We start from the raw sequence: 19,374 nt of genomic DNA on the forward strand, positions 1-19,374 counted from the left end.
AATTCAGCGATTGCGGCCATATTGTTCGTGGCTGCTTACCCACTCGTTGGCAACAATGGCAGCCCCTAATGATAGTTCACCACAAAGTACAGTTGCGGCAACAATTTCGGCTAATTTATTGACTTTGCCCGCGCCATAGCAGTCCATCATTTCCAGACACTCGCGCTGCGTGGGTAAGCCTGTGCCACCGCCGTACGTAGCCACGATGAGCGAAGGTATGGTCAACGAAAAATAATAATCTCCGTTGGATTTTAATTCGACGTACACAATTCCCGCCGACGATTCGGCCACATTGGCAACGTCTTGACCCGTTGCGATAAATACCGCCGTTATGCCATTAGCAAAATGGGAACCGTTGCTGATGGCGTTGGACAACATTGACCCGGCGTTTGAATACTGCCGCTGCTTAAACAGTGCCTCACTGCTCACGTGCATGATGCGCTCGAGTAATTCTTTCGGAATCGTGATCTCGGCCACTACGCGCTTGCCTCGGGTTTGGAGCGTATTAAGGTGAGAATGCTTCTTGTCAGTATCCATGTTGGCGGCCATCGTAAAATGCTCCAACCCTTCGATATTCTGTTCAAGAATCCAATGGCACGCCCGATGTGTGGCTTTGGTGACCATGTTTTGTCCGGCAGCATCGCCTGTGGAATAATTGAAGCGAAGCCAATGCAGTTTTCCAACGGTATATTGCTCAATATCAAGCAATTTTCCAATCGAAGTTGTTTCTTCCGCTTTGGTTTTGAGATGGGCAAAATGCGTATCTACCCATTTACCGAAGGTTCTTGAATAACGTGCATTTTCAAATACAAACAATGGCGCGCGCTGCATGGCATCGTCCATCACGGTGGTAGTGATGCCTCCTGCTTCACGGCAAAGTTTCATGCCTCGGTTATAACTTGCCACTAATGTACCTTCCGTAGTTGCCATTGGTACATAAAAATCCCCTTGAGCATGTTCGCCAATCACATTGAGCGGACCCGCAAAACCAATCGGAACTTGGGCCACTCCCGCAAAATTTTCGATATTGCCCTTAGCTGTCGGTGGTTCAAACGAGAATTTATCAATGTGATGAAATGAAACACCCGTTTTCTCCGTCACAAACGTTCGACGCGCCTGCGCCATGTCAGAAGTGTAATCGTTGGATTTATCAAGCGGCAATTTCTCGTTACTCATGTTTCGAAGATTGGAATACCAACAAAAATAACTTTTTCTTTTGAAGATGAGCCGAAAAGTATGAATGGAAATGCAATTCTATTCTATATAAAAACGGCTCCCGCCTATAAAAAGCAGGAGCCGTTTTTACTTGTTTCTATTTTACCCAACCTTCACCGATGTCATTGAAATAGAACCCATTAATGTCTTATCATTGAAGATTCCGACTTTCTCATGTTCTTCTTTCAAGCCCAAAATGTATAACAACGGCAAATAATGCTCAGGTGTTGGAATTGACATTTTGGCTGCTTGGCCCAAACTTTCGTAATTGATCAACGGCGCATGTTCATTTTTAAGAATCAATGACTTAAAAGTATCATTCATTTCAATGGCCCAATCGTAGCCTTTTTCGGTCAATTGCCAATTCAGAATACGCAGGTTATGAACCATGTTGCCGCTACCGATGATCAAAACCCCTTTTTTACGCAAAGCCACCAGTTCTTTTGCCAATTCATAATGGTAGCGTGGAGGCTTGGTATAATCAATGCTCAACTGCAAAACGGGAATTTTAGCCTCAGGATACATGTGTCGAACAATGGTCCAAGTGCCGTGGTCGAGGCCCCATTCGTGGTCAAGGCCTACCTGTGTTTTATGAATCAAGGACGCCGTTTCTTTAGCTAAAGCAGGGCTGCCCGGAGCAGGGTACTGCACGTCAAACAAGGCTTTAGGAAAGCCGCCAAAGTCGTGAATGGTACGCGGTTCAGGCATGGCCGTTACCTTAGTTCCCGGCGTAAACCAGTGAGCCGATACGACCAATACAGCCGTAGGAACGGGAATTTCGGTGCCGAATTTTTTCCAGCTTTGACTGAATTCGTTGTCTTCAATTCCATTCATGGGCGACCCATGCCCTACAAACAACATCGGCATCAGGCTGTCTTTGGATGCCAATTGTTGATTCCAATTATATAAATCCTTTAACGATTCCATTGCAATAGCCCCTCCAAGGGCACTTTTTATAAATTCGCTTCTTTTCATTTCTTTGATCGTAAATGGTTTCAACAACCTGAAAATAGGTACTTTTCACGCCGGCAAACCAATTTTACAATAAATATATGTAGATACATATAAATTACAAAATACCGCGATTTTTAGTTCATAAAACGCCACTCATGTTATAGTGAGTAAGTAGAAATCACGGCCATAACCATTGAATAGTTATAAGCAATTTATTAGATGCATTCATCTTAACCATTGAACACAAATGAATTATCGAAGATTAGGAAAAACAGGGTTTGACATTTCGGAAATAAGCCTGGGAACATGGCAGGTTGGCGGCAAATGGGGCGATGATTTCAGTCACGCGAACGCCGAACAAATTCTACACGCTGCGGTCGATTCGGGCATCAACTTCATAGATACTGCCGATGTATACGGCGCGGGAGAAAGCGAAAAAGCCGTAGGTAAATTTGTCAAAAGCCGTTCGGAGCGCATTTACGTGGCAACCAAATGCGGCCGTCAATTGAACCCCCACGTCAATGAAGCATATCAGCCGGCTGTGTTGCGCAAGTTTGTGGAAGACAGTCTCAAAAATATGGATCTTGAGGCCCTTGACCTGATTCAATTACATTGTCCGCCTACGGAAGTCTATTATCGTCCCGAAATCTTTGAATTGTTTGATCGGCTGAAAGAAGAAGGCAAAATCCTGAACTTGGGCATCAGCGTTGAAAAAGTGGAAGAAGCACTCAAAGGCATTGAATATGAAAACGTAACTACGGTGCAAATCATCTTTAATATGTTTCGGCAACGCCCTTCGGAGTTATTTTTTGAACAGGCACAAAAGAAAAATGTAGGCGTCATTGTGCGGGTACCGTTAGCCAGTGGCTTACTTACGGGTAAATTTTCTAAAAACTCTTCCTTTACCGCCGGTGATCACCGTTTCTTTAATCGCAACGGCGAGCAATTTGATAAAGGCGAGACCTTTTCGGGAATTGATTATGAAACGGGCTTGGCCGCCGTTGAGGCATTGAAAGCTGTTTTTCCAACTTACACTAATTTAGCACCCATAGCGCTACGCTGGATTTTACAGTTTTCGGCCGTAAGTACCATTATTCCCGGCGCATCCAATCCCGAACAGGCAACGGCTAATCTGGAAGCCCTTGCAATTCCTGATTTGACTTCGGAACAGTTAAAAGCCGTTAATGGAATTTACGAAAAATACATTAAGCCGCAGGTACATCAATTGTGGTGATTCTAAAGAATAATGTAAAGACTTTCCAAGTTTCAAAAACTTGGAAAGTCTATTTCCAAAAGCACACTATTGGAACATAAAGGTACAGGAGGGTTGGGCTGAACTATTCTTTTTTATTTGTTAACGCAGACGATAAATTAACAATCAACATGCAAAAAATTGCCTTTTTGATGAAGCTCAAACCCGGTTTTGAGGCAGAATACAAAAAACGTCACGACGAAATTTGGCCCGAGCTTTCCGCTGCTTTACGGGAAGCCGGCGTAAGTGATTATTCCATTTACCTCGACCGCACTACGGGATTTCTTTTAGCCGTACAAAAACGTACCGAAAATAATACGGCTGATGGTTTGCCTCAACTTCCCATCGTCAAAAAATGGTGGGCGTACATGGCCGATATTATGGACACCAATCCCGACAATTCGCCCGTCAGTACCTCTTTAGAATGTGTATTTCACATGGATTAAGTGAAGGCCGCCCTCCTCATTCGTTATAAATCAACTACCTCCATACATGAACACTCTTAAAGAAACCCTTAACCGACGCTCGTTTTTGCAGAAGTCTTCGATGGCTATTGCGAGTGTATTGGCGTCTGCTTCCGTGTTTGCTAATGGCAATACCGCTAAACGTAAAGTGGCGATGGTGGGCACGGGCCACCGTGGTACGAGCATGTGGGGTGTACCGGTCGTCAAAGAATTCAGCGACGTTATTGAGTTCGTAGGCCTTTGTGACATTAATCCCGGCCGCGCCGAAACTGCCCGTAAGATGCTGAATGTCAACTGTCCGCTTTTTACTGACTTTGAGAAAATGATGCGGGAAACCAAACCCGATATTCTCATTGTGACAACGGTAGACGCCACGCACGATCAATTCATCATCAAAGGCATGGAAATGGGCGCAGACATCGTGACCGAAAAACCCATGACCACCGATGAAACCAAATGCCGGGCGATATTGGATGCGGAAAAACGTACGGGAAAGAAAGTAACGGTTACGTTCAATTATCGTTATTCACCTCATCGCCAAAAATTGTACGAACTTCTGCGCGAAGGTGCCATTGGCAAAGTGACGTCTGTCGATTTTCATTGGTATTTGGATACCCGTCACGGTGCCGATTATTTCCGCCGTTGGCACCGTTTGAAAGAAAACAGCGGTTCGCTTTGGGTACACAAGGCAAGTCACCATTTTGATCTGTTGAACTGGTGGCTGGAGTCTGAACCTGAGAGTGTGTATGCCCAAGGTTCGTTGGAACATTATGGCAAGAACGGTACCGTAAGAGGTACTAATTGTCGCAGTTGCGCCCACAAAGCCGATTGTAAATTTTACTGGGATGTCACTAAAGACAAGCGCCTTACCGCTCTGTATGTCGACAATGAAAAACACGACGGTTATTTACGCGACGGTTGCGTGTTTAAGGAAGATATTAATATTTACGATAAAATGGCGGCCACGATTCATTACGCCAACGGCGTAAACGTGAGCTATTCGTTGACTACTTATTCTCCTTACGAAGGCTACCGCATTGCTTTCAACGGCACCAAAGGGCGTCTGGAAGCGTGGATCAAAGAATCGGGTAAAATGACCTTAGAGCCTTACGACGAGTTGATGCTTTCTAAGAATTTCGGAGAAGTGGAATACATTAAAATCCCGCAGGCTGAAGGGCATGGCGGTGGTGATGCTCGTCTGCGCGACAAGATTTTTCGTAATCCTAACGCAACCGATGCATTTCGTCAATCGGCGGGGAGCCGCGACGGGGCAATGGCCATTTTGGTCGGTATTGGTGCCCGCAAGAGTTTGCAATCAGGCCAAGTTGTCAAAATCGCTGACTTAACTGATTTGAAGCCAATGTCAGTAAAGGCTTAATCAGAATTCCTGTTAACTTCCCTCAGCTTCCCGAAACGGGGCCACCCGGCGGTTTTGGGCTTTCGGGAGGTTCGGTTCGTTCTTAAAATCTCCTCCCTACCAATACAATATCTTCGACAGATCAGCCTTCCGTTTATCAACATATTTTTCGTTTCATCATTGGAATTAGCATGTTCCGTTACTTTTTCAGGCCATCATTGTCTTTTCAGGAGCAGTGTAATTGACAAAACCTTTGTCGTTTACGTGTTTTTTCAGAAGTTTGTCCCAAACAGCGTAGTCAATGGGGCTGCATTCTGTCGGTTAGTATAAAATAGTGCTCCAAAAAGATGAATCTTGATCTAAGCCAAAAAACCGCCATTGTGTGCGGCAGTACGCAAGGCATTGGCCGAGCCTCGGCAGTGGAATTAGCGCTTCTGGGAGCTAATGTAACACTTATGGCACGTAACGAAAAAGCGTTGCAACAAACACTTAATACATTGGATGTTAGTAAAGGTCAAACGCACCGCTACATTGTAGCTGATTTTTCAAGTACAGAAGCTGTCAAAAGCGCTATTGATGGTTATTTAGCAGCCTTTCCTGAAGTACACATTCTGATCAATAATACCGGCGGACCGGCAGGTGGCCCTATCATTGATGCCACTCCCGAGCAATTTCTGAAGACCTTTGAGATGCATCTTATCAACAACCAACTCTTAGTGCAGGCGGTTGTTCCTTCGATGAAAGAGGCAGGTTTTGGCCGCATTATTAATATCATTTCTACGTCGGTCAAGCAGCCTATTGTTGGACTGGGGGTTTCCAACACTATTCGTTGGTCAGTAGCAAGTTGGGCCAAAACGTTATCGCTTGAAATCGGTAAATTCGGCATTACTGTCAACAACGTTTTGCCGGGTTACACCAAAACAGGGCGTTTGGATTCAGTAAACAAACAACGCGCACAGGCAACGGGTAAAAGTGTGGAAGAAGTCTCCGACCAACTCCAATCCGAAATTCCCATCGGACGTTTTGCCGAACCGGAAGAAGTAGCTGCGGCAGTAGCTTTTTTGTGCAGCCCCGCCGCCGCCGCAATCAGTGGTATCAATGTTCCTGTGGATGGCGGAAAAACGGGATCGTTATAAAATAAACCAAATGCAGTAGGGGCAGGCCTTGCGTCTGCCCAATAACGTGGAGTTGGGCAGACGCAAGGCCTGCCCCTACAAATAATAAACCTTAAACATAATTTTCATGAAACTCTCCATTGGCGATACTTACGAATACGAATTTCGTTTTTCTCAAGACGATGTTATTGCCTTTGCGCAACTGACGGGCGACGACAACCCTTTGCATTTAGACCCTGAATATGCCGCAACTACGCCATTTAAACGTCCCATTATTCACGGAATGCTGGGGGCAAGTGTATTTACCAAAGTAATTGGGACAAAATTTCCGGGATATGGATCTATCTATGTTGGACAAACGTTCCAGTTTTTGCGTCCTATGTTTGTTGACACTGACTATAAAGTAAAATTCACCGTCATCAGTCTCAATCCTGAAAAACATACAGGAGAAATCCTAGGCGAAGTCTCAGATGTGACTACGGGCAAAATCACCACCAAAGGCGTAGCAACGTTAATGCACAAAGAGAAGATTTAACGAACTATATGCTCTCACTCTCACACCCGCTTATTCTTGCTTCCAATTCCCCGCGCCGTCAACAGTTGCTGCGCGAATTGGGATTTGATTTTACCGTTGAGGTTCGACCGACCGACGAAGTTTTTCCTGACGAAATGCCGCCTGCAAAAGTGCCCGGGTATTTGGCAAGGCACAAAGCCGAGCAATTTGAAGCTGATTTAAACGACCGCCTCGTATTGTGCGCCGACACCATTGTGGTAGTGGAGAATGAAATTCTTAACAAACCGGCCAACGTAGCAGAGGCTCAACTCATGCTCCAAAAACTTTCGGGACGTACCCACGAAGTCATTACAGGAATTTGTCTGTTAAGCAGTAGTGGTTACCAAACCGTCAGCGATGTAGCCAAAGTAGAATTCAAAGCCCTTACAAAAGTCGAAATAGATTATTATATCCAACACTATCGTCCATTCGACAAAGCGGGTGCTTACGGCATTCAGGAATGGATCGGTATGATAGGTATCAGTCGTATCGAAGGCTCTTTTTATACTATTATGGGACTTCCGTTACACAAAGTGTATGAGTTGCTTGTCCCTTTTATTCAGGCTTAACCGCTTGTCAAAAAGTTGTTTGAAGTGGCTTGATGAATACCTATTTTTGTGAAACAGCAATACAGTTGATCCTGCAATTGTAAATCCACAGTCAGACAGTAAAGTTAAGCCACTTTTGCCATGAAAAACATTCACAATTTCTTTCTTTTCGCGAGCCTGATTCTGCTTGCCGGTTGTACGCCCACTTTTTATCATTTACGGCCCGCTTCCGGCGACATCGCCTGGATTGAAGGACGAGAAGTGACCCGCGTTGAGCAAAATGGGGTGGTGCTTGTGGCATCTTATGAATTTGAAGACACGCAACATTTGGTACTGGATATAGAGATCAAAAACCGCACTTCGGCGCCTTTACTGATTGATCCAAACGATTTCTCTTATTTTCCTTTTGAAGAGAAAGGCGATACACTTCGCAATAAATATAACCCTATATATGCCTCTACCTACCGCGCAGCCGACCCTGAACGGAAAATTGAACAGGCAACATTAGAGATCAAACGCCAAAAACAGCGTTTGATAGCCTCCTCCATTCTTAACGGAGTACTGTTGGCAGCTACCATTGCCAGCGATATTCACAGTTCAAATCGCAACGACCGTTCCTGGCAACAGCGAGCCAATAATCGCTACGCTCACGCACAAGCGTACAATTTTATCATTCAAAAACAGGTGGTAGATATTAACCTTCAAAAAGCCCGCACCAATCAACTGCAACATGAGCGCGCCAACTGGCAGGATATGGCACTTCGCAAAACCACTTTGCCGGCCGGTGAATCTGTGCGCGGACTGGTGTTTTTACCCAAAGACACTCGCGCTTCTTATTTATGGCTTAACTACGAATCTCCCTCGGATTCAACGGCCATGCGGGTGAAATTTTTGCAGGAGAAAGTCAAACCTAATCATTAATGGACCTTTTGGAGAGCCAATAATACGTTTTTAGGGGACTTTGTATGGTACATCACAGCATTTTGCTGCCTTACTCAAAAAATAGTTTGTAAACTTTTAGAAGTTTCCGTACCTTTGCGGACTCTTTTGGAATCAAGGAATTACAAGAAATAAAAGGTCAAAATAAAATGAAACGTACATATCAACCTTCAAACCGCAAAAGACGCAACAAGCATGGTTTCCGTGAGCGTATGGAATCTGCTAACGGCCGCAAGGTATTGGCAGCTCGTCGCAAAAAAGGTCGTTGGAAACTAACAGTTTCAGACGAAAAGCGTCACAAGCAATAATTTGTTTGCGTGTTTGGGGAGTTTGTTTGTTTGAAAGTTGACTAATGCTTCTCAAACAATTGCAATAGTTCAAACGATTCAAACATTGAGACAGACATTACAAAAAACAGAACGGTTAAGCAGCCCCAAGGTTATTAGCCGTTTATTCGAAAAAGGTAGCACGGAAACCCAAACGTCCTACCTTTTTCCTTTTAAGGTATTTTACCTTTACGAGCCCGTCTCCGCTGCTCAATCGCTCCCTCAGGTTTTGTTTACTATCTCTAAGCGGAATTTCAAGCATGCCGTTGACCGCAATCTACTGCGCCGTCGCTGCCGCGAAGCTTATCGCAAAAACAAGCATCTTTTTTTGGAATTTCCCGAGCATCGTGCTCCTTCTTATATTGCGTTTGTGTTAATTGCGAAAGAGAAAGTGGAGTACGATGTCATTGAGCGCTCTATGCAAAAACTTCTTCCTCGAATGAGTAAAATAGACGTTTAGTTCCCATAATTTTTATCAGTTTTCCAAAAGGTCTGAAAACACCTTTTATAACTTTTCCTTCGCCACTATTTATGTCCTTCGACTGTTAACTTTGTGTTAAGAATGAACAACCTGTGTTAAAATTCCTTACATGTCTTGTACATTCGCCACGAAATCAACCTCTTTGCTATGAGCGCTGCTAAATCGGCTCAAATTGCACACAAAGTATTGGTCGTAGACGACGACCCGGATATTGTAGAGCTTCTGGCTTACAATTTGGAAAAAGAAGGCTACGAAGTGGCCACTGCCTCCAACGGTAAAAATGCACTGGAAACGGCACGCACTTTCATCCCCGAACTTGTTGTATTGGACATCATGATGCCCCAAATGGATGGCATCGAAACGGCTCGCCTTTTGCGGGATATTCCTGATTTTCGGAATACATATCTCCTGTTTCTGACTGCTCGTTCGGAAGAATATTCAGAAGTAGCGGCTTTTGAGATCGGGGCGGATGATTATATCACCAAGCCCATTAAACCCCGTGCGTTGATGAGTCGTATCAATGCCTTGTTTAGAAGGGAAGCGCAAAAAGCGGAACCCGAATCGCAAATTGAGATTGCCGGATTATCCATTAATCGAAAAAATTATACGGTAACCAAAGACGATAAATCGGTGGTACTGCCTAAAAAAGAATTCGAACTGCTTTTCTTTTTGGCGAATCATCCCAACAAAGTCTTTAACCGGGAAGAATTGCTCCAAAAAATCTGGGGAGCTGATATTTATGTGCTCGAACGAACGGTAGATGTGCATATCCGAAAAGTACGGGAAAAAGTAGGAGAAACGTATATCAGAACGCTCAAAGGCGTTGGGTATATGTTTACGGACGAATAACCTTTATAAATGTGGAGACGCAAAATCGTCTCTACATTTACATCATCTATCTACTTCTCCCATCACCACATCGATTGAGCCAATGATCGCTACTAAGTCGGCAAGCATGGCTCCACGAGAGATTTCGGCAATGACGGAGAGATTATTGAAAGAACAGGCCCGCGCTTTGCAGCGAACCGGAATATCCGACTTGCCATCGGTACGGAAGAAAAAACCCAATTCTCCTTTCGGATTTTCAGCCCGCACGTAATAATCCATCGCCTGTGGGCGAATCTTTTTGGGAACAAACGCCTGTGGGTCAAAATCGGGCGTACGACAGTGTTCGCCCAACAATTTTTCAACACATTGTTCGATGATCTTTACGGATTCGCGGCATTCAAGCACACGCACATAATTCCGGTCCCAACAATCACCAACGGTTCCTACAAGTCCTTCTCCCATAGGAACATCAAAATCTAATTCAGGATAGACTGAATAGCCATCTACTTTTCGGAGGTCCCAACGCAAACCCGAACCACGTAATACCGGTCCGGAGCAACCGTAATTAATGGCTACCGGCAACGGCAACACGCCCACATTGGCTGTTCGTTGTACAAAAATTTTATTTTCAATAACAAGTTGTTGAAGTTCCTGTAATTTGGGTTTAAGGTAGGTAACAAATTCCCGGCATCTTTCTTCAAAGCCTACGGGCAAATCGTAAAACAAGCCGCCCACCCAAATATAATTATAGAGCATCCGCGCCCCTGAAAGCCACTCCAGCATTCGCAGGATATGCTCACGGTCGCGCATCATCCACAGGAAAGGCGTATAAGCGCCAATGTCCATCGCATACGTTCCGATTGCTACAAAGTGCGAAGCCAAACGATTCAATTCTGCCACCAGCACCCGAATGTACTCAACGCGTTTGGGCAGATCTTTGTCGATTCCCAACATTCGCTCTATGCCCATTACATAAGCGTGCTCTGAATTCATGGCCGCTACATAATCCATACGATCTACGTAAGGAATGATCTGGTTGAAAGGAAGTGACTCGGCGTGTTTTTCAAAGCAACGATGCAAGTACCCAATGTGCGGCACTACATCCACAATGATCTCGCCATCCGACACAACCTCCAGACGCAAAACTCCGTGCGTAGACGGGTGTTGCGGGCCAAGGTTAATCACCATTTCTTCCGATTTCAGCTTATCGGCTGTGTATACGCTCGGCTCCGAAACGTTGAGGTGTTCGGGTTGATAGTTATACTGAATTGTCGGGGTTGTTGCCATTTTAAAACGCATTAAGGACTCAAAAGTAATAGATTTCACCTAAGAACGTACCCAATTTTAACCTGCGTTTTACATAATGAGAAAAAAAATTCCCATTCAAGGGTCGGGGTTTTTAGGCATGATTTTTTGCCGATTTTCTTACCATCCTCTAAATGACTATTGCCATGGCAAAGAATGAACACGAAGAAACCATGACCAAATTGCCCGTCGGAGAAGATCCGCTTGAAATGACCAGGCAGAATGAAGATACCTCTTCTCCACAAAATGAGCACAAAACGGAGCCAACAAAAAAACGACCAAAGAGAAAACGAATACCAAAATGAAACATGTAAGCATTGGACTATCGCTGCTAATACTGCTGGTCTTGTCGGCCTGCCAAACGTCTTCGCCGGGAGGCGGGTTATTAGGTGCTAAGTCTCCGCGTGACCAATACTTAAAAGACCTCAAAAAAGCCGATGAAGTACTGAGCAGTCAGTGGGAACAGTTAGGCAAAAATGCGTTGGACACTCCTGTTTCCGTAAAATTCCCTCATAAAGAACAGAACTATTTTCCCAATGATCTGCCTTTAGCGTTTGGTTATAAATTGACAGTACCGCGCGGCAGGCGGCTCGAAGCCGTCGTTTCTTCCAACCCCGCCGACAGTACTTTCAAGGTATTTCTGGAATTATATCAACAATCCGGTGACCAATTCAAACGGCTTACATTTGCCGAATCGGAGTCCAACCGTCTGGCTTGGGAAGCTACCGATAGCACCACTGTTATTCTTCATTTACAAACCGAGGCCGAAAAGACGGCAAATGTTACGTTATCGTTAGAAAGCCATCCGTTGCTTTCGTTCCCCGTCGTAAAACGAGACAGCCGTAACATCATCAGTTTTTGGGGTGTAGCGCGCGACGGCGGACGGCGTTCGCACGAAGGCGTTGACGTGGCAGCTCCGCGCGGAACGCCCGTAGTGGCCGCCGCCAATGGGTATATATCTTCCGTTGGTGTCAATAATTTAGGCGGAAATGTCATTTTTCAGGACGTAGAAAATGGCGGCATGACCTTATATTACGCCCACTTGGATTCTCAATTGGTAGTTTCAGGCCAGCGTGTTTCCATTGGCGATACCATTGGAACAGTTGGAAACACCGGAAATGCCATCACAACGGGGCCGCACCTGCACTTTGGCATTTATCAATCTTTTCGCTCGGCTATTGATCCGCTTCCTTTTATATCAATTCCTCAAAAAGACAATTCTAATTTAACGTTATTAGGTAAAAAATCAGGGGATTGGGAACGGGTAACGGGCAAAATGGCCGATATAAAAACAGGCCCCGGTTTAGTGCAGGATACCGTAGCTCGCCTTGCTCGTAACACAATGATGAGAGTAGTGGGCAAAGCAGGTCAATGGTATAAAGTTTGGCTGCCCGACGGAAAGATAGGTTATATAGATACTAAAAATATAAGCTCTTCTTTGAACTCCCTCAAAACATTAACAGTAGAACAGGAACGGCCTCTGTGGATACTCCCTTCTTTGGACTCTTACGCAGTAGTCCGTGTACCGGCAAAAGCAACCCTGAAAATTCTGGGCAGCTGGCAAACGTTTTTATACGTAGAAGAACCTACCGGCAAACGAGGCTGGCTGAGCAATCCGGCAGCTTTGCGACAATTGGCATTGGAAGGTGAAAATAATGAGAAAAGTACTTATTGAGCAGAATTGAGAAACCTTACCTGTACTTGATTCTAAGGTAATTTTTGAAATAAATAAGCTTCTATATCTTCTGTCTTTTCGTTCTCAGATAGTATATTTGTTAGTAGTTGTCGGCTAGCCGATGTGAGACATTGACTGTGGTGAGATATGCATGAAATTGAGCCTTTTTATAATTGGGAAAAACATTATGTAGCCGCTGAAGACCGTAAATCCCCTTTTTACGGCCGTGACTACAACATGAATCAGTATGAACACGATATTTACGGGTATTATATTCACCCGCTTTGGGACGAGATAGATTCTGAAACGCTTTACGTGAAAATTCTTTTTGCCGACTATAAAAAAGAGTTTGCGATCATTGAATTATTCGGTGAGTGGAACGATACGCTTCACAATGACATCATGTATTTTAAGCGCAATGTCATTGATCATTTGTTGGCGCAGGGCATTCGCCAATTTATCCTGATCGGCGAAAATATCCTCAACTTTCACGGCTCCGACGATGAGTATTATGCCGAATGGTTTGAGGAGATCGAAGACGGCTGGATTGCAGTAGTAGGTTCACGCGACCATATTGAGCGCGAATGGAAGCGCTATCGCTTAGACTATTATCTTAATTTTGGCGGCACGCTTCACTTGGACAATTGGCGCACTATGCAACCTCAGCCTTTCTATGAATTGGTCAAAACCCTGATCGTACGACGGCTGATGTGATCAGCTTTTTTGTCCTTCTTCTTCCGCATCCAACACTGCCAGCAGGTCATACATTGTATCGATCATCTGTTGGCATTTTTTTGCCCCGACAGCTTTATTGAAGCGGGCTCTTACGTCATTCATGGCTTCATTGAGGTCTACAAATAATTGTTTGCCGCGCTCATCCAGAAAAATCACACTCGAACGGGCATCGGCTTCATTAGGTCGTGTGTAAACATATCCGTGCTCTTCCAGTTCTTTTATTACTTTACTTATTGCCTGTTTGGTCACACACGCCTTTTTAGCCAACTCATTATTAGTTGTACCGTTTTCATCAATATTGGCGATAAATGCCAATGAACTCAGTTTAAAGTCCGTATGGCCTTTAGCATGCAGAATCGGCTCGGCATGCTCATGTATATGTCGCTTCAGACGCCCGATTAATCTTCCCAGTGAGCGATTACGAATAGCCTGAAATTCTTCAAAACTAAAATCAACCGATTTATTTACTACCGTTTCCATATCACAAATCTACTGAAATACAGCTTATTAAAAAAATTTCATGAAATTTTAATACAAATATTAGTCAACTTGCTTGACTTTAATAGTCAACTAAGTTTACCTTTGCCAACACAAAAGTAGTCAACTAAGTTTACTTATCAATAAACTACAATTAAAAATTCGTTAATAACCATTCAGCACAAAATACCCATGGCAACCGAACAAAAAAGTATCGTCAGAAAATTACTTCCACCTATTATTGGCCTTATCGTATTGGCCACTGCCGGATTCTACGGCTTTCAATCGTATCGTTATAACCAAACGTACGAGACAACTGATAACGCTCAGATCGAATCTAAAAGTACACCTGTACTGGCCCGTGTAGCGGGTTATATTCAGGAATCAAACGTTGAAGATTACAAAACAGTCAACGCCAACGCACGGCTTATCGAAATTGATCCACAGGAATACGCGATTGCCGTTTCGCAGGCCGAAGCCGATTATCAACAATCATTGGCCGATTTAGAAACCGCTAAAGCATCGCTTCGCAACGTACAGGAAAATTATAAAGTGGCTAAAGCCAGCGCAGATGTGCAGGTAAGCCGCAAGACCAAAGCCGCCGCCGATCTTCAGCGCGACAAAAACCTCTACGAAGGCGGGTCGACCACTAAAAGAACATTGGACGAAAGTCAATCGAATGTTGAAATTCAAGATCGTCAATACGATGCCGCTTTGGCGCAGATCAACCAAGCCAAAGTCTCGGAAGGTTCAGCAGTAGCCAACATCAAAAAGATGGAAGCGATCCTGAAAGTGAAGCAAACGATTTTGGACCAAGCCAAACTGCGTTTATCGTACACTCACATTGACGCACCGGTTTCAGGAAAAACGGGAAAAATCAACGTAGCTAAAGGCCAGTACGTACAGCCCGGGCAAAATCTCTTTACGATCATCAACGACGCCGACGTTTGGGTAACGGCTAATTTCAAAGAAACGCAATTGGAAAAAATGCGCGTAGGTCAACCTGTTGAGATCAAACTGGATGCTTTTCCGGCCTTGAAAGTAACCGGCAAAATCACCACTATTTCTGACGCAACCGGTGCGAAATTCTCACTTTTACCCGCCGACAATGCTTCCGGCAACTTCGTTAAATTGGTACAACGTGTTCCGGTAAAAATCGCCATTGACAATCCACAACAATACAAAGACCTTCTCCGCGCAGGCCTGAGTACTGAAGTAGCCGTCAAAGTGAAGTAATCGTTCTTAAAGATTTTTGCTATGAAAAGATGGATTGTAGTCATCACAGTTATTACGGCGGCAGTTATGGAGCTGATAGACACTTCCATTGTCAACGTCGGACTGTATCAAATGGCGGGCAATTTGGGAGTAACCATTGAAGATATTTCATGGGTAATTACTTCTTATGCCATTGCCAACGTGATCGTTATTCCCATGACGGGATTTTTGCAAAACTACTTTGGACGCAAAAATTACTTCATTGCGTCCATTGCCCTGTTTACGTTTGCTTCTTACCTCTGCGGCGTAGCCGATACATTACCGTTATTAGTTATTGCGCGTTTTTTACAGGGAATCGGCGGTGGAGCGTTGTTATCTGTTTCGCAAGGGCTTCTTTTTGATTCATTCCCCGTTAATCAACGACCTATCGCCTCAGCGGTTTTCGGAATGGGAATCGTCATGGGACCAACCTTCGGTCCTACGCTTGGCGGAATGATTATTGACAATTATCACTGGAGTTGGATGTTTTACATTAACATTCCTGTTGGTATTGTAGCATTAATATTGAGCTACTTATACATTGACAAAAAGCCGGAAGAATATAATATTGATCGCAGCAAGATCAAGATCGATTATTTCGGAATTGTGTTGTTAGCGGTGGGAGTTGGCTGTTTGCAATTTGTGCTTGAACGCGGCGAAGCCAACGACTGGTTTGAAGACCAAAGTATTTTTCTGTGTACGATTCTGCTTTTTGTTTCGCTTACCACTTTTATCTGGTGGGAGCTTAAAATAGACAATCCTGTTGTTAATTTAAGAGTACTCAAAAACCGCAACTTGGCGCTTGGGTCCATTTTGATCTTCGTTATTGGAATCGGTTTGTTTACGTCGGTGTTCATGTACCCGTTGTTTGTGCAGCGAATTATCGGATTCACCGCCTCCCAAACCGGACTTCTGCTTATTCCGGGAGGAGCCATTACTTTATTGGTTTTCCCGCTCGTGGGTCGTCTTATTTCAAAAGGAGTGCCGCCAAGGTACATTGCAACAGCGGGATATATTGCATTTGCCACCTTCTGCTATATGATGTCTACCTTCGATCTAAACACTTCGACGAGTCTTTTCATCGGCGCTTTGGTCATTCGCGGCATAGGATTAGCCATGTCCAATGTGCCGCTCATCAATCAATCTATCTCGACGTTGACCCCTAAGGAAATGCCTATGGGAATTGCCATTACCAACATGATTCGACAGATAGGAGGCGCGGTAGGAGTCGCATTGACCAATACGTACATTGCGCAACGGCTTCCGCTCAATGCCATGAATTTGTCCTCTCACTTGCAGCCCGGTGATATGCTTACGCAAGAACGCATCACAACGATGTCTCAAAGTCTGATCAGTCGCGGCATTAATCCGCTGGATGCCTTGCAGGTAACATACGGAAATCTAAACATGATCATTCAAAAACAAGCGCTGATGCTTTCGTATCTGGATGTTTTCCAAATGGCAACGTTGTTTTTCATCATCACATTTCCCCTCTTGTTTCTTTTGGAACGGAAGAAAATGGACGCCACCGCCGCCAAAGTCGCCGCTGATTCATCACACTAGCTAAAAAAAATTTGATACAGTCATCAATCATTCAAAATGAAAACTTTATTCAAAACATTCCTAATTGGCGCTTTATTCAGTAGCATAAGCTACTTCGGTATTGCCCAATCCCCTGCCCCACTCCAAGGCTTGGTGCAGCAGTCTTTTCAGAATTTTGCAAAATTGAAAGAAGCCGAACAACTCATTCAGGCGGGCGAACTCCGCGTTGGCATAGCCAAAAGCGCACTATTGCCTTATGTAAGTGCTGCAGGATCATATAATTATATCACTCCAACGGCCAAAGCTACGCTACCGCTTCCCGAAGGCTCGCGCGAAATTCAGTTCGTTCCTAACCATAATATTAGCTTAGGAGTTAACGGAAGTTATGGGTTGTATGATTTTGGAAAAACCGATCTGACCATTCGTCAGGCGCAGGAAAATGTGTTGGTTTCACGTCACAATCTGGAACTGAATCGCCATAATTTGGCGTATCAGATTGCGCAACTGTATTACAACATCGCCTTTTTACAAAAGAGCGTAAGCGTACAACAAGGCGTTATTCAAACAAGTGAGGAAGTACTCAAACAAGTGGAACAACGCCTCAAAAACGGTGATGCGCTGGAATTTGACGTAGTATCGCAGCAGGTAAAACTCAAATTGACCCAAAATCGTAAGATCGACTTTGAGAATCAGATTGAGAAACAAAAAGCAATGTTGGGCTACCTAACGGGTACGCCTTCGACAGGCATCAGTATTTCTGAATTAGCCATTGAAAATCCTCCCGTGCCGGCATCCGCCGAGGAATTGGTCACACTTGCCAACGGAAACAACAAAGAACTTTTATTAGCCAAAGACCGTATTCTCAGCGCAGAAACCGAGATCGCTATTGCCCAAAAAGCGCATTTACCAACCATTATGCTAAATGGCAGCATGGGTGAGAAAAATGGGTATATGCCTAACGTTAACCAGTTACGGTTTAACCTTGCGGCGGGTGTCAGTGTTAATGTTCCTTTATACGCCGGCAAACGTTACGATTATCAACGCAAAGCTGCCGTAGCCAATCTGGAAGCAACCAAATATAACTTAGAGTCTGTTAACGCCAACCTGCGCAAAGACGTCGAAAATGTTTTGATTGACATTAAAAGCAATCAACAACGTCTCCAAAACGTTGCTATTCAGGTAACGCAAGCCGAGCGCGCTTTGGCCATTGCCAAAAACCGTTTGGCAAACGGGACTATTACCAATGTAGAATTGGAAAGCGCTCAAACGGGTATCGAAGAAGCGCGTTTATCACAGCTTAATTATCAATTCCAATTGTTCATGAATCAACTGGAATTGAAGCGATTGGTAGGTGATGAATTTTGGAAATAGGTAATTTTGGATGTGTTTTTGCCTTTTTGTCAAAAACACAATCATGGACTACAATCGTCGTCATTTTATAGAAACTCTCGCGGCGACCGGCGCGGTCTTATTGACCGACTCGGTCGCTGCTTCTGCTCCTAAGGCTATGCCCATTTCCTCCAACCAATACGGTACATTTTATAGCCGTGACAAGCGCAACTGGAGCGCTGACCTTGACGCTTCCCTTGCTGAATATGTAAAATCAGGTTTAACGGCCTATGAGCCCAGTTTTTCCAACGTTGAAGAAGTAAAAAAACTGGGTCCGCTGCTCAAAAAACACAATCTCAGCATGCCTTCTGCTTACGTAGGAAGCGTATTACATGACGCCGCCGAAGGAAAACGCTCCATCGAAACGGCGTTAGCCATTGCCGAAGCAGCCCAACCGTTGGGTTTAAAAATATTGGTATCGAATCCTAATCCATTAAAATGGGGCGCCGGCAACGAAATCAAAAACGATGCACAACTGATTGAGCAGGTCAAGAACCTTGAATTTTTAGGCAGCGAACTTCGCAAGCGTGGCGTAACGCTCGCTTATCATACACATGATGTAGAGTTGCGCGCCGGAGAGCGTGAGTTTCATCACATGCTTCAAAACACTGACCCCAAAAATGTAGGATTTTGCCTGGATGTGCATTGGGTGTATCGCGGTGCCGGCAACTCGCAGGTGGCACTTTTTGACGTGGTGAAAATGTACGGTAAACGTGTGGTTGAATTGCACATTCGACAGTCCGTCAATACTATTTGGGCTGAAACCTTCGGTGAAGGCGACATTGATTATCCACGGCTGGCGCGTGAATTACAGGCGTTGAAAGTTAAACCTTTAATCGTATTGGAACAATGTCTCGAAGCACAATCGCCCAATACCATCAAACCTGTAGAAGCGCATCAACGTGATTTAGCTTACGCAAAGCAGGTGTTTGCAGGGTGGATGTAGAAAAAAAACGTCGGCAAGG

General features: G+C 44.5%; 21 protein-coding genes. 17 read left to right on the top strand and 4 right to left on the bottom strand.

Annotated elements, in window-relative coordinates; translation table 11 throughout:
• Nucleotides 1-3: 3 nt before the first annotated feature.
• Together ACQY73_RS17635 and ygiD are read right to left on the bottom strand one after the other, a co-directional pair.
• The gene (locus ACQY73_RS17635) at nt 4-1,176 is read right to left on the bottom strand and encodes a hydroxymethylglutaryl-CoA reductase (protein WP_428653222.1); all 1,173 of its coding nucleotides are present in this window, start codon (nt 1,174-1,176) and stop codon (nt 4-6) included.
• Nucleotides 1,177-1,317: 141 nt separating this feature from the next.
• Complete coding sequence (gene ygiD, locus ACQY73_RS17640) at nt 1,318-2,190, bottom strand: 4,5-DOPA dioxygenase extradiol (RefSeq protein WP_428653224.1); 873 nt, start codon at nt 2,188-2,190, stop codon at nt 1,318-1,320.
• A gap of 226 nt (nt 2,191-2,416) precedes the next feature.
• Here ygiD and ACQY73_RS17645 point away from each other — a divergent pair, with 226 nt between their 5' ends.
• From ACQY73_RS17645 to ACQY73_RS17690, 10 genes are all read left to right on the top strand, one after another.
• Nucleotides 2,417-3,403 carry an aldo/keto reductase gene (locus tag ACQY73_RS17645; protein ID WP_428653226.1) on the top strand — a complete coding sequence of 329 codons (987 nt, stop codon included), beginning with the start codon at nt 2,417-2,419 and terminating at the stop codon, nt 3,401-3,403.
• 149 nt (nt 3,404-3,552) lie between these two features.
• Nucleotides 3,553-3,867: an L-rhamnose mutarotase gene (gene rhaM / locus ACQY73_RS17650; protein ID WP_428653228.1), complete on the top strand. Its 315-nt coding sequence runs from the start codon at nt 3,553-3,555 to the stop codon at nt 3,865-3,867.
• A gap of 46 nt (nt 3,868-3,913) precedes the next feature.
• Nucleotides 3,914-5,263, top strand: coding sequence for a Gfo/Idh/MocA family protein (locus ACQY73_RS17655; RefSeq protein ID WP_428653230.1), 1,350 nt, complete (start codon nt 3,914-3,916; stop codon nt 5,261-5,263).
• Nucleotides 5,264-5,589: 326 nt separating this feature from the next.
• On the top strand, nt 5,590-6,378 hold the full coding sequence (locus ACQY73_RS17660) for an SDR family oxidoreductase (RefSeq protein ID WP_428653232.1): 789 nt from the start codon (nt 5,590-5,592) through the stop codon (nt 6,376-6,378).
• A gap of 106 nt (nt 6,379-6,484) precedes the next feature.
• Nucleotides 6,485-6,892: a MaoC family dehydratase gene (locus ACQY73_RS17665; RefSeq protein WP_428653234.1), complete on the top strand. Its 408-nt coding sequence runs from the start codon at nt 6,485-6,487 to the stop codon at nt 6,890-6,892.
• An 8-nt stretch (nt 6,893-6,900) separates the two neighbouring features.
• Entirely contained in the window at nt 6,901-7,479 is a 579-nt protein-coding gene (locus ACQY73_RS17670) for a Maf family protein (protein ID WP_428653236.1), read from the top strand.
• 120 nt (nt 7,480-7,599) lie between these two features.
• Nucleotides 7,600-8,379 (top strand): hypothetical protein, encoded by a 780-nt coding sequence (locus ACQY73_RS17675; RefSeq protein WP_428653238.1) that lies wholly within the window; start codon nt 7,600-7,602, stop codon nt 8,377-8,379.
• Between the two features lie 167 nt (nt 8,380-8,546).
• The gene (gene rpmH / locus ACQY73_RS17680) at nt 8,547-8,705 is read left to right on the top strand and encodes a 50S ribosomal protein L34 (RefSeq protein ID WP_013927159.1); all 159 of its coding nucleotides are present in this window, start codon (nt 8,547-8,549) and stop codon (nt 8,703-8,705) included.
• 85 nt (nt 8,706-8,790) lie between these two features.
• Entirely contained in the window at nt 8,791-9,183 is a 393-nt protein-coding gene (rnpA, locus tag ACQY73_RS17685; RefSeq protein ID WP_428653241.1) for a ribonuclease P protein component, read from the top strand.
• Between the two features lie 168 nt (nt 9,184-9,351).
• On the top strand, nt 9,352-10,053 hold the full coding sequence (locus ACQY73_RS17690; RefSeq protein ID WP_428653243.1) for a response regulator transcription factor: 702 nt from the start codon (nt 9,352-9,354) through the stop codon (nt 10,051-10,053).
• 42 nt (nt 10,054-10,095) lie between these two features.
• Here the strand turns inward: ACQY73_RS17690 and ACQY73_RS17695 are convergent, their stop codons facing one another.
• Nucleotides 10,096-11,319 carry an NADH-quinone oxidoreductase subunit D gene (locus ACQY73_RS17695; protein ID WP_428653245.1) on the bottom strand — a complete coding sequence of 408 codons (1,224 nt, stop codon included), beginning with the start codon at nt 11,317-11,319 and terminating at the stop codon, nt 10,096-10,098.
• Nucleotides 11,320-11,483: 164 nt separating this feature from the next.
• On the opposite strand from ACQY73_RS17695, the gene ACQY73_RS17700 reads away from it, so the two are divergent.
• The 3 genes from ACQY73_RS17700 to ACQY73_RS17710 all read left to right on the top strand — a co-directional run bounded on the left by ACQY73_RS17700 (nt 11,484) and on the right by ACQY73_RS17710 (nt 13,726).
• Nucleotides 11,484-11,642 (top strand): hypothetical protein, encoded by a 159-nt coding sequence (locus ACQY73_RS17700; protein ID WP_428653246.1) that lies wholly within the window; start codon nt 11,484-11,486, stop codon nt 11,640-11,642.
• Complete coding sequence (locus ACQY73_RS17705) at nt 11,639-13,012, top strand: peptidoglycan DD-metalloendopeptidase family protein (RefSeq protein WP_428653248.1); 1,374 nt, start codon at nt 11,639-11,641, stop codon at nt 13,010-13,012. Before ACQY73_RS17700 ends, ACQY73_RS17705 begins: the two co-directional genes overlap by 4 nt.
• Nucleotides 13,013-13,159: 147 nt before the next feature.
• Nucleotides 13,160-13,726 (top strand): hypothetical protein, encoded by a 567-nt coding sequence (locus ACQY73_RS17710; protein ID WP_428653250.1) that lies wholly within the window; start codon nt 13,160-13,162, stop codon nt 13,724-13,726.
• On the opposite strand, the gene ACQY73_RS17715 is transcribed toward ACQY73_RS17710, so the two are convergent.
• Nucleotides 13,727-14,227, bottom strand: a complete 501-nt coding sequence (locus ACQY73_RS17715) for a MarR family winged helix-turn-helix transcriptional regulator (RefSeq protein WP_428653252.1) — start codon at nt 14,225-14,227, stop codon at nt 13,727-13,729. It abuts the gene before it with no gap.
• A 189-nt stretch (nt 14,228-14,416) separates the two neighbouring features.
• On the opposite strand from ACQY73_RS17715, the gene ACQY73_RS17720 reads away from it, so the two are divergent.
• The 4 genes from ACQY73_RS17720 to ACQY73_RS17735 are packed head-to-tail and all read left to right on the top strand — an operon-like array spanning nt 14,417 to nt 19,355.
• Nucleotides 14,417-15,460: an HlyD family secretion protein gene (locus ACQY73_RS17720; RefSeq protein ID WP_428653254.1), complete on the top strand. Its 1,044-nt coding sequence runs from the start codon at nt 14,417-14,419 to the stop codon at nt 15,458-15,460.
• A gap of 21 nt (nt 15,461-15,481) precedes the next feature.
• Nucleotides 15,482-17,041 (top strand): DHA2 family efflux MFS transporter permease subunit, encoded by a 1,560-nt coding sequence (locus ACQY73_RS17725; RefSeq protein WP_428653256.1) that lies wholly within the window; start codon nt 15,482-15,484, stop codon nt 17,039-17,041.
• Between the two features lie 36 nt (nt 17,042-17,077).
• Nucleotides 17,078-18,391 carry a TolC family protein gene (locus ACQY73_RS17730; protein WP_428653258.1) on the top strand — a complete coding sequence of 438 codons (1,314 nt, stop codon included), beginning with the start codon at nt 17,078-17,080 and terminating at the stop codon, nt 18,389-18,391.
• Nucleotides 18,392-18,434: 43 nt separating this feature from the next.
• A complete protein-coding gene (locus ACQY73_RS17735) occupies nt 18,435-19,355 on the top strand; it encodes a sugar phosphate isomerase/epimerase family protein (RefSeq protein WP_428653261.1) in 921 nt (306 codons plus the stop codon).
• Nucleotides 19,356-19,374: the final 19 nt, after the last annotated feature.

This window comes from Runella sp., assembly GCF_965279615.1.
GTDB lineage: Bacteria > Bacteroidota > Bacteroidia > Cytophagales > Spirosomataceae > Runella.

Excerpts from the sequence above, each read along its gene's own strand:
- rhaM (WP_428653228.1), top strand. The coding sequence starts at position 3,553 with ATGCAAAAAATTGCCTTTTTGATGAAGCTCAAACCCGGTTTTGAGGCA.
- ACQY73_RS17670 (WP_428653236.1), top strand. The coding sequence starts at position 6,901 with ATGCTCTCACTCTCACACCCGCTTATTCTTGCTTCCAATTCCCCGCGC.
- ACQY73_RS17735 (WP_428653261.1), top strand. The coding sequence starts at position 18,435 with ATGGACTACAATCGTCGTCATTTTATAGAAACTCTCGCGGCGACCGGC.
- ACQY73_RS17655 (WP_428653230.1), top strand. The coding sequence starts at position 3,914 with ATGAACACTCTTAAAGAAACCCTTAACCGACGCTCGTTTTTGCAGAAG.
- ACQY73_RS17730 (WP_428653258.1), top strand. The coding sequence starts at position 17,078 with ATGAAAACTTTATTCAAAACATTCCTAATTGGCGCTTTATTCAGTAGC.
- ACQY73_RS17690 (WP_428653243.1), top strand. The coding sequence starts at position 9,352 with ATGAGCGCTGCTAAATCGGCTCAAATTGCACACAAAGTATTGGTCGTA.
- ACQY73_RS17710 (WP_428653250.1), top strand. The coding sequence starts at position 13,160 with ATGCATGAAATTGAGCCTTTTTATAATTGGGAAAAACATTATGTAGCC.
- ACQY73_RS17700 (WP_428653246.1), top strand. The coding sequence starts at position 11,484 with ATGGCAAAGAATGAACACGAAGAAACCATGACCAAATTGCCCGTCGGA.
- ACQY73_RS17705 (WP_428653248.1), top strand. The coding sequence starts at position 11,639 with ATGAAACATGTAAGCATTGGACTATCGCTGCTAATACTGCTGGTCTTG.
- ACQY73_RS17725 (WP_428653256.1), top strand. The coding sequence starts at position 15,482 with ATGAAAAGATGGATTGTAGTCATCACAGTTATTACGGCGGCAGTTATG.
- ACQY73_RS17665 (WP_428653234.1), top strand. The coding sequence starts at position 6,485 with ATGAAACTCTCCATTGGCGATACTTACGAATACGAATTTCGTTTTTCT.
- rpmH (WP_013927159.1), top strand. The coding sequence starts at position 8,547 with ATGAAACGTACATATCAACCTTCAAACCGCAAAAGACGCAACAAGCAT.
- ygiD (WP_428653224.1), bottom strand. The coding sequence starts at position 2,190 with ATGAAAAGAAGCGAATTTATAAAAAGTGCCCTTGGAGGGGCTATTGCA.
- ACQY73_RS17645 (WP_428653226.1), top strand. The coding sequence starts at position 2,417 with ATGAATTATCGAAGATTAGGAAAAACAGGGTTTGACATTTCGGAAATA.
- ACQY73_RS17720 (WP_428653254.1), top strand. The coding sequence starts at position 14,417 with ATGGCAACCGAACAAAAAAGTATCGTCAGAAAATTACTTCCACCTATT.
- ACQY73_RS17715 (WP_428653252.1), bottom strand. The coding sequence starts at position 14,227 with ATGGAAACGGTAGTAAATAAATCGGTTGATTTTAGTTTTGAAGAATTT.
- ACQY73_RS17675 (WP_428653238.1), top strand. The coding sequence starts at position 7,600 with ATGAAAAACATTCACAATTTCTTTCTTTTCGCGAGCCTGATTCTGCTT.
- ACQY73_RS17695 (WP_428653245.1), bottom strand. The coding sequence starts at position 11,319 with ATGGCAACAACCCCGACAATTCAGTATAACTATCAACCCGAACACCTC.
- ACQY73_RS17635 (WP_428653222.1), bottom strand. The coding sequence starts at position 1,176 with ATGAGTAACGAGAAATTGCCGCTTGATAAATCCAACGATTACACTTCT.
- ACQY73_RS17660 (WP_428653232.1), top strand. The coding sequence starts at position 5,590 with ATGAATCTTGATCTAAGCCAAAAAACCGCCATTGTGTGCGGCAGTACG.